The organism is Mucilaginibacter sp. UR6-1 (assembly GCF_020880975.1).
Lineage (GTDB): Bacteria > Bacteroidota > Bacteroidia > Sphingobacteriales > Sphingobacteriaceae > Mucilaginibacter.
In genome coordinates this window covers 102,989-115,145 of record NZ_JAJIWP010000001.1, presented here as the reverse complement: position 1 = coordinate 115,145, position 12,157 = coordinate 102,989, and the positions used below count along the sequence as shown (strand labels likewise).

Below are 12,157 nucleotides of genomic sequence, written 5' to 3'. Positions count from 1 at the left end.
ATTAAAATTTCAGTTTTTGCCTTATCTGTCCCCAATATATCTTCGCTTCCGAAAAACCTAAAGCGTATACACTTAAAAACGGGAATTTATGGTAGCGGTTCAGGGCCACATAACCCACCACCACGGCTATCAGCGTTGGTACAACGGTTGCTATGGCTATGCCGTATATGCTTTTTAACAGCACTACGCCAAGAACATCAAATACAATGTTGGCGGCAAGCATTACCAGCACTTTATAAAAGTTTACTTTAGGTTTGTGTATAACATCAAGCGTGAGGGCAAAGAAACGGTCGGCCGGGTAAAGCAGCGCGAACGTCATGAACAAACGGAACACGTTAGCAGCCTCGGTACCTACATATTTACCGCCGCCTATCATATAAATAGGCACATCGGCAAGTAAAACGGCAACAATAGCAGCGGGTATAAGCACTACGGTGATCAGGCCTATATATTTTTTCATGATGTAGATCACCTCGCTGCGGCTGTTTTGGTTGTATGCCGCAGATAATGATGGCATACCTGTAGCCGCGAAACTGCGCAAAGGTATCTCTACCAGTTGCATTAATGTTTGCCCGAGATTATAGATAGCCACCGGCGCGGCACCTAAAAAGTGGTTGATTATAGCCACATCAGACAGCCTGAACATATTTGAGCTAAGTGTGGTACCCACACTGAACTTACCAAAGTTAAAAATGCTGGCAGTGGTTTCTTTAGTACGTTTGCCAATGGTGTTAAACCTCGTCCAGCGCATAACCAGCGTGTACAGGCTGGTTAACCCATGCGATGCCAGGTAGGCATACAATACAGTAAACAAAGTAGCTTTACCAAATATCAGCAGCAGTACTACTATCAGTATAAAACTGCCCTGGTTAACAAAGCGCACGTACAAAAGCCTGTCAAACCGCTGCTCGCCCTGTAATACGCAACTGGCTATAAACCAGGGTAACGACAGGATGTATGTTAACCCAAAATATTTAAAAAATAAAATATACCCGCCATCCTGAATATGCTGCATAAAAAACAGCACAGGCAGGTTAAGCAATATCAATGTACCGGTTATTCCCAGCGCGATATACCACGTTGAGCCTACCACTTCGGCAGCGCGCTCGGGCGTTGCACCGGCATAAAATTTAATAAAAGCGGTAGTAAGAAACCCTGACCTGAAGGTATCAACAAAAAGTATGGTGGTTTGAAAAATAACCCATATACCTACCTCGGCAAGGGTGAGCGAGCGGTAAATAATGGCGGTGGTAAGCATACCCAATCCGGACATGATGATGTTGCCCGCTAATGACAGGAAATGCTTGTTTTTAATTAAGGCCAGTAGTTTTGATAGCATGAACAGTTGTTATACAGCGTTTATAAAACACCTATTGATAAAACATGTTTTTATTGCATATTAGCTTAAAAAAATAAACAAAGCAATATTAAACCTTATACGGTATAAATTGCGTAAAAGATTGTATGACCGATCCTGATTTACATTTTAAGGATGTTACCCTGCTGGTTACCCACTATAACCGCAGCCGCTCGCTCGAAAGATTGCTTAACGCTTTCAGGGCGCAGGGTATAACTTTTGGCGACATAGTAGTGTCTGACGATGGCAGCCGCCCCGAGCATCTTGAAAAACTGGAAGCCATGCAGCCCGACTACAACTATCGCCTGGTAACCACCCCTAAAAACCGGGGACTGGGCAACAACATCAATAAAGGGCAGGATGCCGTGCAAACGCCTTACACCTTGTATGTTCAGGAGGATTTTGAACCGAAGGAGATATTTGCCACACATTTTAAGGATGCCCTGCAATTTTTTAATACCGACCCGGAGCTTGACATAGCCCGATTTTACGCATACTTTAAATATCCGTACACCAAGCCTTATAACAAAGGCTTTTCGGAGATGAGGTTTTCGGCATCGCCATTTAAAAATAACCACCTCAAATTTTATGTATACAGCGATCACCCGCATTTGCGCCGCAGCACCTTTCTGCAAAAATTCGGGCGCTATCCCGAAGGTATAAAGGGCGATATTACAGAGTACCGCATGGCATTATCATTTATTCAGCATAAGGGCAAAGGCATATTTTTTGACCGTTTTACCGATCTGTTCTATCAAAAAAACTCGTCGGATGAGCCCAGCACCATGGGCCGTGCCTCATGGCGCGAAAGCAAAAACCCGCTTGCCCTGGCAGCAAGGGCGGTATACCTGCAATTTAAGCTGCTGAGGTGGACCTATGATGTGCTGTTTAAGAAAGTATAAAAACCATGTTTGATACCATTACCCTGCTTGTAACCCATTATAACCGCAGCCAGTCGTTACAGCGCCTGCTGCAGGCCTTTGCTAACCAGAACATCAACTTTGCCGACATTGTGGTGTCTGACGATGGCAGCCGCCCCGAGCACCTGGACAAGTTGCGTGAGCTGGCCATTACCTATAATTTCAGGCTGATTACCACGCCAAAGAACCGTGGGCTGGGTAACAATATTAACAAGGGGCAGGATGCCGTGCAAACACCATACACCTTATATGTCCAGGAAGATTTTGATCCGTTTCCGGGTTATGCCGAACATTTACAGGATGCTTTGGATCTGTTAAACGAGCGCCCTGAACTGGATATGGCGCGCTTTTACGCTTACTTTAAGTATCCATACTTAAAACCGCTGCGTAAAGGATTTTCGGAGATGATGTTCAGCGTGTGGAAGTTGGGTTATCGCAAATTTCACGTTTATAGTGATCATCCACACCTGCGCCGTACCTCGTTCTTCAGTAAGTTTGGGCGTTATGCCGAGGGCCTGAAAGGCGACCGTACAGAATTTTTAATGGCGATCTCATTCCTCAAAAATAAAGGGAAGGCCGTATTTTATGAAGACTTTAAGGGTTTGTTTGACCAGGTGAATCCTGACGATGAACCATCAACCATGACACGCAGCGATTTCAGGCAGAGCAGCAATCCATTTATAACCTTTGCCCGGATGATCTACCGTAACATCAAACATAATTACGACCTGGCAACCTTTAAAACCAAGCGGGATTAATTACCGGCCTTAACCGTAATAATAGCTTTATAAATCGCCTTTACATTATTCTCCCAGGTATGGGTTGACGCAAAGGCTACGCGCTCCTGCTGTTTTTCGGGTGAATCTTCGTCCAACCCTTTTTGGATGGCATTAACATAATCTTCCTTGGTATCGCACAAATAGGTGTGTTCCTCAAAAACGCTCATGGCCTCGGTACGGGTGGCAACGGTTGGTTTACCCATGGCCAGGTACTCGTCAATTTTGCGGGGATAATTGCCAATTGTAACCTGATTAACCTTTTGCGGGTTAAGGCATACATTAAAAGCGTTGATATAGGCAGGTAGCATATCGCCGGGCTTTGCACCTAAAAAGTGAATGTTAGGTATATCGTGCAAATTGCTGGCCTGGAATTCATTATCCTCGGGGCCTACCAAAACAATGCTCCATTCAGGTTTTGTAGTGGCTATATGGGCCAGCAGGTCAATATCAAGCCTGATGCTTTGTAACGCGCCTACGTAACCGATAATGGGCTTACTGATTCCCGACAGATCATCCGGAACAGGTAAGCCGGTTTGGTTGGTAAACATTTCCAGATCACAGCCCTGCCCTACGTAAAACGAATTTTTATTGTATTTGCCGCAGTAGCTTGCCAGGTAAGTGGAGTTGGCTACGCAAAGGTCGCTTTTGGCTATAATCAAAGGTTCAATACGTTCGCCGTGGCGTTTCCAGTAATCAACATACAGCATATAATCTCGCGAGTAATAGATGCTTACATCGGGCTGCAATAGCTCCTTCAGGTAAAAGCTCCTGAACATGTCGTTATCATTAAACAGGATGACATCCTTAAAACCCAGTTGCTTTATAGCCTTGCTGATGGATGCCGCGAAGCGCTTATTATTGATCTTGTTTAAAACATCATATACAAAATTACCACGAACCCAGTTGATGGATTCGATCATTTTATCAGGATATAAATTCCACAGGTTATCCTGTAAGGTTACAAGTCCGTTGGTTTTGCCATTAATAACATCAATGCGTTTTTGAACCTTAGCATCATGCTTTTGTTTGTAAAGCGTAATACGGTCGAGCGGCGAATTTACATACAGCACCCGGTTATGCTTACTAAATTCAAGGGCCAGGTTTTTGCAGTTGCTGCCTATCTCAACATCCCAGGGTTGCTGCCCTACAATTACTATGTCGCGGTTTTGTATGCTGTCAATAGCGCTCATGGTATCAGTATTTTATAAGTTCAGGCTCCGCTTGTTCAGCATTGCGGTTCTGCTCGCGGTCAAGCCGGTAAGTAACGGTAATTAACGCAGCCGCTACCGAAAACAGGATATTCGACGGGTACTGCACCAATGCCTCCTGCGGAAAGTTAGCAACGTTGTAAGCGAAGATCACCAGCGTCATGGCCAGGCAGTAGGTTCGCAGTTCCGGATCGCGAATGCGGTAAAAATAGTTAATGCCTTTTCTGAGGATGGTAAAAACCATGGTACAGAAGATAATCAAACCGATGGGGCCAAGTTCAACCGCCACTCGTATGTAACCACTATCAGGCGGAAAGTTAGCCAGGTACGAGCCGGGCGCGAAACGCTTACCCCAGGTGCCTGTAGCGCCTAAGCCACCCCCAAACGGGTGTGTTTGTATGTAGGGTTGTATACGTTTCTGATTATATTTTCGCAGGTTGTAAGAGTCGTCGTTATTAGGCCTGAAAGCGGTTTGAAAGCGCACAATATTGGGGTTGCTTGTAGGTATATTAATAAGTACCAGTAAAAACATGGCGCCTAAAATGGCAAATACCAGCACTTTTTTATTATAATTCATGATGGCGAACAGCACCATAGCCGCGGGCAGCAGCACGTTGGCACCACGCGTACCCGAAAACAGCATTGATTGCAGGTAGAGGCAGGTAAAAATAATGGCCAGTACTTTTTGCCATATTTTGAATTTACCGGCAGCTATACAAATACAGATGATAGATACCATTACCATGTTGTAGGCAAACACTACCGGGTCAGAAAATATGGAGAATTTACGCCAGTGCCCGCCAATAAAAAGTAACCCTGCTATCTCCGGATCTGAATGCAGGTAAGCATCTTCCACAGCCGAGAAGCCGATATACTCCTGCTTGTAAGCATATAATGCCGCTATAAGCCCGAGCACCAGCCACAGCTTAAATATAATACGCACCATACGCAGTGTGCGGATGTTATATACAAATACAAAGTAACTCAGCAGCACAATGGCTACGGTACGTATACTATATACCCAGGCCATCCTCGATTCGGCCATGGGGTTAGCAAACTGCAACACGTTGTAGCCAATCCACACCAAAATGGCTATGCTGACAGGCCCACGCACCAACTCCCAGTTTCGCTCACGTTTAAGGCGTACCAGCGAACTTATCATGAGCATTACCTGCAGGGCATCCATCAAAATACCAATAGGCCCCGATACACCTATACGCATCAGCATAAACAGCATAAATGCCATTACCATGAGTACCAGTATACCAAACTCGATAGATACAATGATGCCTGCCAATACCCAAACCGCTATAATAGCCGCGAATATCAACGCGCCGAAAATAGCGCCGAATTTGGCAATACCGGCACTAAAAACAACACCCAAAACAAGCAGTAAGGCTATGCCGACACCGTTATTGAGCTTATCAATAAAAAGCAGCTTTTTCAGCTTGCCAAACAGCCCGTTACCGGTGCCCGCGGCACTTAACGAGTTATCTATTTTAAGCTGAAAATTATCCACTGGTGCTGTTTTAAAAAAATACGATCTTGAATATAAGCGCGTAGGTACTTAAAGCCGCCAAAACTATGGCCAGTATGCGCGTTATACGGTTAACCCTGCGTTGGTAGCGGCGTTTAAAACGGTCGCTGTATATTATTTCTTCTGCCGGATCAATGCGCATAATTACTGCTCCCCTTTTTCGCCCTCGCCGGTATGGTAATGCTGTGTGGCTACCGAATGCTGGTTGGCCTTACGTGCTTTGGCTAACGATAGTACCTGGTAAAAAATAAACTTTGGTATGTTAATAAGCGATTGATAGATGCGCTTATCCGTTGGTGATTTAGCCAGTGCTATATAAAAGCCAAGTACAAACAATATAAATGCCACCAGCCAGGTAAAGGCTACCGTTATGCTTACAAACAGGTTAATGAACATGAACAGACCCGACAACAGTAAAAAGATGAACAGCGGCGGCCTTAGCAATATCAACCCGAACAATAGCTGGTTACGGCTAAAGTTGCTTATGCCCTTGCCTATCATGGTAAAGCCAAAACCAAAGTATTTAAACCAGGTATTTATCCAGCGCGAGCGCTGCTTTACCAATTGATCTGACCGGGTGGTTTTTTCATCGTACACAATAGCGCTTTCGGTAAAGGCTATACGCAGGTTACGGCCAACAATTTCGGCTTGTAAAACCTTATCAAAACCGGCTCCTGAAATTTCTTTCCGCTCCAGGCAATCGCGGTATAACTGTGTGGTAAACGCCATGCCCGACCCTGCCAGCGTTGCCGACGAGCCCAGGTTGAACAGCAGTTTGCCATCATAATAATGATAATAAATATCGCGCGCGGCATCCAAACGGGCATAGGTAGTATCAAGGTTTTTTGCTTCGCGAACGCCTTGTACTGCCAAAAAACCGGCATCAAACATTTTGTTCAGCTCGTTAAGGTATGACGGATGCACCAGGTTGTCACTATCAATAATGGTTACCCTATCATGCTGGCGGCGAAAATTATTGATAGCGTAAAAATGCGATTTGATATTATTGGCCAGCGTTTCGGGCGGGCGCAGCAGCACTACCCTTTCATCATCAAAATGCAGGTTGCTGATGTCGCACTTATCAGCCACCACATATATGAGGTAATTTTTATAGTTTACACGCAGAATAGAATTAACTACCGCCGGCAGCGATGAGGTTTGCTCATAAGCGGTAACTATAACAGCATAATCAGCCTCGGCAATGGATGATGGATACAATTTGCGGCGTACAGTGGCCGAAAACAGGTAAAGTATAAATGGCAATACCAGGTTATATCCTATTAAAACCTGAACAATTATCCACACAATTTTAATAACCGCCATATAATGCCTTGTTAAGCTTTTCTGTCTGCCGGGTCAACATCGGTAACTTTGTTAAGCACCCAACCCATGAATTTATTTTTTACGGATTTGAGATACTGAATGTTTGGCTTTTGCGCCTCGGTTAAGTTTTGGCCCGATTCAAATACAGTAAGCAACCTGTCGGTAATACCTACCCACTCCTTAGATCGGTTGAGGGTATTCAACGCTGATGCTTCGATAATAATCAGATCATAAGCTTGTTTTAAAGCGTCCAACTTTTCCTTTACCTCATGCTCCGGGCGTATCTCAAATAACGAAACATCACCGCCGCGGTTACCCCATACGGTAAGCATGCCCGATGTATTTTCGGTACCGCTAACCTTCCCGGTCAAATAATCTTCCAGGTAGATGGCGGGCTTAGTCATACCGGTAATTCCCGAATCCTCAAAATTACCATCTATCAGCAAAACACGCTTGTTGATCACCGCCTGCGAGTATGCCAGGCTTACGGCAATTACCGTTTTGCCCTCGTTGGCTTTCAGGCTGTTAACCAGCAATAGCTTATCGCCCTGCATCTCGTTATCTATCTCGTAGCGTAATGACCGGAGCAAATTTTTAAAAGTGCGGGTATTTTTATCAGGATCTTTACTGTCCCATAGTTTTTTAAAGTCGATAACCTTATTATCCAGCAAATTAAGATAGCCCAATACCGGTATCTTGGTACGGTTAGCCAGATCTTTAGCGGTTTTTACGGTATTATCTAAAAAGAAGAGCGCGAACAATACTACAACACATACCGCGAACGAGCCTATACCCGCCAATATAACCAGCAGCATTTTTTTTGATGGCTGTACAACACCCGGCATGGCCGCTACCACTTGTTTAAGCGTTACAGACATGCTGGCCTCCATACTTACCTGGTTGTATTTGGCCAACAGGGTAAGGTATTCTTCCTGGGCAATATCAATAGCCTTTTCGTACGAGCCTATAACCGCCTCGTGCGGTACCAGGTTATCAAAACGGCGGTTAAGGCGACCAAGCTCCTTATTTATTGATTTTGAACTGTTTTTGGCTACCACATTAGCGGTTTGCAACTCTTGCTTAGAGGTAACCAGCTCCTGCTTGGCCGATAGCGGGTTGAGGATATATTTATCAGACGATAGCCTTATTTTTGATGATATTATATTGTTGAGCGAATCAACACGGCCTTTATAAGCCGGGTCAAAATCACTTTCAATATAGGCATTGTTGGCCGCGTTAAGTTGTTTATCCAGCTCGGTTATCTGTGCGTTAACACGCGTCATTGAACTTTCAACATACTGCCTGTCGGCCGGGTCAAAGCTCTGATCAATCCTGCGGATAGCCGCGCGTGTTGATACTACATCCTTTTCATTCTCCTGCCGGCGTGTTTCATAATCAGATAGCTGGCCGTACAAACTGCGGGCCTGCTCGGTAAGGCTAAACACACGGTTCTTGATCTTGTACTGTTTCAGGGAATCACTTAGGGCATGTAATGAGTCTTGCTTGTTTTGCAGTAGCTTACCCAAAAACGTAGCCGCCTTACGCTGATTTTCTTTTACGATAAAGGTGTAGTAATTAATAAACTCCTTACAAAGCGTGTTTACTACAAAAGCGGTGAGTTCAGGGTTTTCGGCATCAAACTGTATGTTTATAAAATCACTGTTCTCAAGGCGGTAAATTGTCAGGGTTTTAAGCAGCGACTGGTCATCATACCGCATGGATTCGATCACCTTGTTCAATCCGTTCTGATCCTGATCAAAAAGCGAAAGCTCCTGCCTGTTTTTATACAACCTGCTGTAAACCTGTATGGCATGTTTGCGGGCATCCGGGTTAAGATCCTCTAAAAGATCGCTCGGTTTGCGAAACGGCTTATCGCTGGTCAGATCGTGCAGCATTAACTGGTATGACACCTGGTCGAGTATCCGGGTTGAGCGCAGCATCTGCACCAGGTTACTAAACTCCTGGCTTATTTTTGATTCCTGCGGCTGCTCAGTACTTAGTACCTGCTGTGTAGGGTCAACAATACCGGTAGCCAGTTGCGCGGTTGAGGTAAACACATCAGGCTGATTGCGTACTAAAAAATAAGTTATAACAACCGCTATTACAGGTATGGCAATAAGCGTGTACTTATGTTTTAGCAGCAGTTTAAAAAATTTACCGAATTCCATTTATTATTTTATGTTTTCCAGCTTTTCGCCTAATATTTCTTCAAGGTCGGCCTTTGAAATAAACACGTTGGCTTCCGACTCAATTTTTTGCGTACGGCGCTCCGTAAGCTGTATCTGCGCTGTATTAAAGGTTTCAAAAGTAGCCTCACCTTTTTTGTAACGATACTCAATATCCTTTATGCCATTCTCAGCCTCCTGCCATGCGCGGGTTTGTGTTTTTAACTGGCCAACGCGCTGTATGTAAAGGTAATACCGGCGCTTTACTTCGGCAGCCAGTGTTAGTGTATATTCGTCACGTTCGCTTTCAGCTAACCGGCGCTCGGCTTTAGCGCGCTTAATATTCATGGGCGTACGCAGTATGGTACCCAGGTTAATAAAAACGCCAAGCTGCAATCCCTTAAAAAAACGCGTACCCGGGTTTGCCGGATCAACCACCGTAACATTATCAGGCTGATAAATATAGGACAGGCTCAATGCATCAAATAGCGAAACCGAGGCTATAGATACATTGACCTTAGCAACATCAACCCGGCTTTGATAAGTTTTGATGCGCGGATAGTTTTGCCTGGCCACATTAACCAGTTTATCAACATATACTTCCGATATATCCTGTACTATACTCTCCTGGGCCAGCACATAGCCATGCTGTAATATCATGATCAGGAAAGCAAATACTGAAAGTACCTTTATTTTCATTAAACGTATTTTAAATGTAATTATCGGCAATATATACCTTACACGGTAAATATCGCTGAAAAATACCACAAAGTTGTGTGCAAGCTTTTTTACAGATACGTATATACGTATAAATCAAAAATTAGTTTGCCTGCTTAAACTTATGTAAATATAAAAGCCTGTACCCAATTAAGGCACAGGCTTTATAACCTAAAACTTATACGAATAATCAGGCTGATACGGTTAATGTATTGCCGTTAATATCAATATTATACTGTTTTAACGCAGTAGTAGCGGGGCCAACCAACACCGCGCCGGCATTGCTGAACTGGCTGCCATGGTTAGGGCAAATAAACCGCCCCTGCGCATTATTATAATTGATGGCGGTGCCCTGGTGGGTACAAGCTACCTGAACGGCGGTAAATGAGCTTTCGTCATTACCGGCAGCCGTACGTACCAGTATTACCCCGTTTGATACCTTTGACTGCCCTACAGCGGTAAGCTCGCTGTTTAGGTTAACACTGAACAGGTTACCATCATCATCGCCGTCATCAGGCTTATCCGGTGTCGGATCGTTACTCTTTGAACTTCCGCAGGCGGCAACACCACAACCTACACAAACCGCGGCAAAGCCGATGCCCAGTTTTGATAAAAATTCTTTTCTTTCCATTGCGTTAATAATTTGATTGTTTTTTGTTTTTATTTTTTGGTCCGAGATCGAACATGCGCGATATGGTGAACCCGATGCGGTACTGCCCCTTACCCCAGCTCGATTCGGTATCGCTCAGGTAATTCATCTCTGATATGGCCTTTGCGTTCGAGAAGTTGAGCGTGAAAACGTGCCCGCCTGTTTCAACCTCAAGCCCTACACCCAGCGGATCGTAAAATTTGGGGTTAGTACTATTATTGCGGAATGAGGAGAACGGGTGTGCGTAATCAACCACTATACCCAGGCGTTTAGTAAACTTATACCTGGCTGCCGCGCTAAGCGCTATGTAATCCTTTTCGTTACCGTTAATAAAAGGGAACGGCAGGTTGTTGCGCACAAATGTTGGCGATATCAGCAGCGAAAAGCTCGATGAAAATTTACGCGCTATAATGGCCTGCGCCATATAATTAAGGCGATTGGTGTAATCATCAAAAACATCGGTGTTTACGCTGTAGGGTTTAAGGCCTGCCTTACCTGCTAAAGCCAATGAAAAGGGCATGCTATCATCCGCTTTTTGATGCAGCACGGCATATTTAAAACCGGCCTCTATCAACTGTTCAAACTTACTGCGGCCAAATTGCAGGTCGAGATTATCGGTAAGGCCATACTCAAAGCCGATAAATATATCGCTCGAATTATCCAACCCGTACAGTGTTGAGCCGCCGCCCTCGCTGCCCGCTATATCACCAAAGCGGTGGGTAACCAAAAAGTTAAGGTTGTGCTTTTTTACCGTTTCGGTAGTTTGTGTAAAAATAAGCCGGGTAGCCTTAAAGGTCGCGATAACATCCTCATGCTTATCATCAGCACTTAATGATGACATTATCGCGTCGGCCGACGACGTATCCGTTTGCGCTTTAAGTGTGTGGCATGCCAGCAGCATTGCCAGTACAATACATACTTTTTTCATAATCAATTTGTGGGGTTTTTGTTGTATGCGGTATAGTTAGCCGTTACCGTGATCTTTAATGTTTCGGCTATTTTTTGAAAAACAAGTTTGGGGATCTCTATCTTATGGTCGGCGCACTTTACCATAAACTCTGAGGTGATGGTTATTTTGCCATTGTTAACATTGAGCTTGCCTTTAATGGTGCGCTGCTGTTTTACACCATGTACATCTAATACACCGGTGGCGGTAACGGGGTAGCTGCCATTAACCTTTACATCGGGCTTTTCGTTAATAGTGCCTTTAAATGATGCCTGCGGATATTTGTCGCTCTCCATATAATTCTCATTAAAATGCTCTTGCATTAATGATTTTTGAAATTTGAACGAGCGTATGGCCACGTTAAATGCCAACTCGCCGGTTGCGGCGTTATACACTGATTTGCCATCGGTTGATGAGCCTTCAATGTTCTCCATAGGAGCTTCGGAATACAAGGTTACCGAAGCATTTTTGCTAACATAAAGCGCAGAGGGGGCCTGCTGAGCAAGCAAACCGCTTGTCAGGGCAAATAAAATCAATAAATGTTTCATGTTTTTTA

At 44.5% G+C, this 12,157-nt stretch carries 12 protein-coding genes; 2 read left to right on the top strand and 10 right to left on the bottom strand.

What is annotated here, in order from left to right:
- Position 1: 1 nt before the first annotated feature.
- The gene (locus LJ707_RS00560) at positions 2–1,339 is read right to left on the bottom strand and encodes a lipopolysaccharide biosynthesis protein (RefSeq protein WP_228948782.1); all 1,338 of its coding nucleotides are present in this window, start codon (positions 1,337–1,339) and stop codon (positions 2–4) included.
- 125 nt (positions 1,340–1,464) lie between these two features.
- Here LJ707_RS00560 and LJ707_RS00555 point away from each other — a divergent pair, with 125 nt between their 5' ends.
- Positions 1,465–2,259, top strand: coding sequence for a glycosyltransferase (locus LJ707_RS00555; protein WP_228948781.1), 795 nt, complete (start codon positions 1,465–1,467; stop codon positions 2,257–2,259).
- Between the two features lie 5 nt (positions 2,260–2,264).
- Positions 2,265–3,035 carry a glycosyltransferase family 2 protein gene (locus LJ707_RS00550; protein WP_228948780.1) on the top strand — a complete coding sequence of 257 codons (771 nt, stop codon included), beginning with the start codon at positions 2,265–2,267 and terminating at the stop codon, positions 3,033–3,035.
- Here LJ707_RS00550 and LJ707_RS00545 read toward each other — a convergent pair.
- The 9 genes from LJ707_RS00545 to LJ707_RS00505 all read right to left on the bottom strand — a co-directional run bounded on the left by LJ707_RS00545 (position 3,032) and on the right by LJ707_RS00505 (position 12,149).
- Positions 3,032–4,246, bottom strand: a complete 1,215-nt coding sequence (locus tag LJ707_RS00545) for a glycosyltransferase (RefSeq protein ID WP_228948779.1) — start codon at positions 4,244–4,246, stop codon at positions 3,032–3,034. The two genes, LJ707_RS00550 and LJ707_RS00545, sit on opposite strands and share 4 nt — an antisense overlap.
- A gap of 4 nt (positions 4,247–4,250) precedes the next feature.
- Positions 4,251–5,783 carry an O-antigen ligase family protein gene (locus tag LJ707_RS20360; protein WP_228948777.1) on the bottom strand — a complete coding sequence of 511 codons (1,533 nt, stop codon included), beginning with the start codon at positions 5,781–5,783 and terminating at the stop codon, positions 4,251–4,253.
- A gap of 10 nt (positions 5,784–5,793) precedes the next feature.
- Entirely contained in the window at positions 5,794–5,943 is a 150-nt protein-coding gene (locus LJ707_RS00535; protein ID WP_228948776.1) for a hypothetical protein, read from the bottom strand.
- A 2-nt stretch (positions 5,944–5,945) separates the two neighbouring features.
- Positions 5,946–7,124 carry a glycosyltransferase gene (locus LJ707_RS00530; protein WP_228948775.1) on the bottom strand — a complete coding sequence of 393 codons (1,179 nt, stop codon included), beginning with the start codon at positions 7,122–7,124 and terminating at the stop codon, positions 5,946–5,948.
- Between the two features lie 11 nt (positions 7,125–7,135).
- On the bottom strand, positions 7,136–9,292 hold the full coding sequence (locus LJ707_RS00525) for an exopolysaccharide transport family protein (RefSeq protein ID WP_228948774.1): 2,157 nt from the start codon (positions 9,290–9,292) through the stop codon (positions 7,136–7,138).
- Positions 9,293–9,295: 3 nt separating this feature from the next.
- On the bottom strand, positions 9,296–9,988 hold the full coding sequence (locus tag LJ707_RS00520; RefSeq protein ID WP_228948773.1) for a TolC family protein: 693 nt from the start codon (positions 9,986–9,988) through the stop codon (positions 9,296–9,298).
- Between the two features lie 208 nt (positions 9,989–10,196).
- Positions 10,197–10,637, bottom strand: coding sequence for a ubiquinol-cytochrome c reductase iron-sulfur subunit (locus LJ707_RS00515; RefSeq protein WP_228948772.1), 441 nt, complete (start codon positions 10,635–10,637; stop codon positions 10,197–10,199).
- Positions 10,638–10,641: 4 nt separating this feature from the next.
- Positions 10,642–11,583: a DUF5777 family beta-barrel protein gene (locus LJ707_RS00510; RefSeq protein WP_228948771.1), complete on the bottom strand. Its 942-nt coding sequence runs from the start codon at positions 11,581–11,583 to the stop codon at positions 10,642–10,644.
- 2 nt (positions 11,584–11,585) lie between these two features.
- Entirely contained in the window at positions 11,586–12,149 is a 564-nt protein-coding gene (locus LJ707_RS00505) for a YceI family protein (RefSeq protein WP_228948770.1), read from the bottom strand.
- Positions 12,150–12,157 lie beyond the last annotated feature (8 nt).

What these genes read in the sequence shown, in the direction of transcription:
- LJ707_RS00505 (WP_228948770.1), bottom strand. Translation starts at nt 12,149, where the DNA reads ATGAAACATTTATTGATTTTATTTGCCCTGACAAGCGGTTTGCTTGCT.
- LJ707_RS00550 (WP_228948780.1), top strand. Translation starts at nt 2,265, where the DNA reads ATGTTTGATACCATTACCCTGCTTGTAACCCATTATAACCGCAGCCAG.
- LJ707_RS00555 (WP_228948781.1), top strand. Translation starts at nt 1,465, where the DNA reads ATGACCGATCCTGATTTACATTTTAAGGATGTTACCCTGCTGGTTACC.
- LJ707_RS00510 (WP_228948771.1), bottom strand. Translation starts at nt 11,583, where the DNA reads ATGAAAAAAGTATGTATTGTACTGGCAATGCTGCTGGCATGCCACACA.
- LJ707_RS00525 (WP_228948774.1), bottom strand. Translation starts at nt 9,292, where the DNA reads ATGGAATTCGGTAAATTTTTTAAACTGCTGCTAAAACATAAGTACACG.
- LJ707_RS00530 (WP_228948775.1), bottom strand. Translation starts at nt 7,124, where the DNA reads ATGGCGGTTATTAAAATTGTGTGGATAATTGTTCAGGTTTTAATAGGA.
- LJ707_RS00515 (WP_228948772.1), bottom strand. Translation starts at nt 10,637, where the DNA reads ATGGAAAGAAAAGAATTTTTATCAAAACTGGGCATCGGCTTTGCCGCG.
- LJ707_RS00520 (WP_228948773.1), bottom strand. Translation starts at nt 9,988, where the DNA reads ATGAAAATAAAGGTACTTTCAGTATTTGCTTTCCTGATCATGATATTA.
- LJ707_RS00545 (WP_228948779.1), bottom strand. Translation starts at nt 4,246, where the DNA reads ATGAGCGCTATTGACAGCATACAAAACCGCGACATAGTAATTGTAGGG.
- LJ707_RS00535 (WP_228948776.1), bottom strand. Translation starts at nt 5,943, where the DNA reads ATGCGCATTGATCCGGCAGAAGAAATAATATACAGCGACCGTTTTAAA.
- LJ707_RS00560 (WP_228948782.1), bottom strand. Translation starts at nt 1,339, where the DNA reads ATGCTATCAAAACTACTGGCCTTAATTAAAAACAAGCATTTCCTGTCA.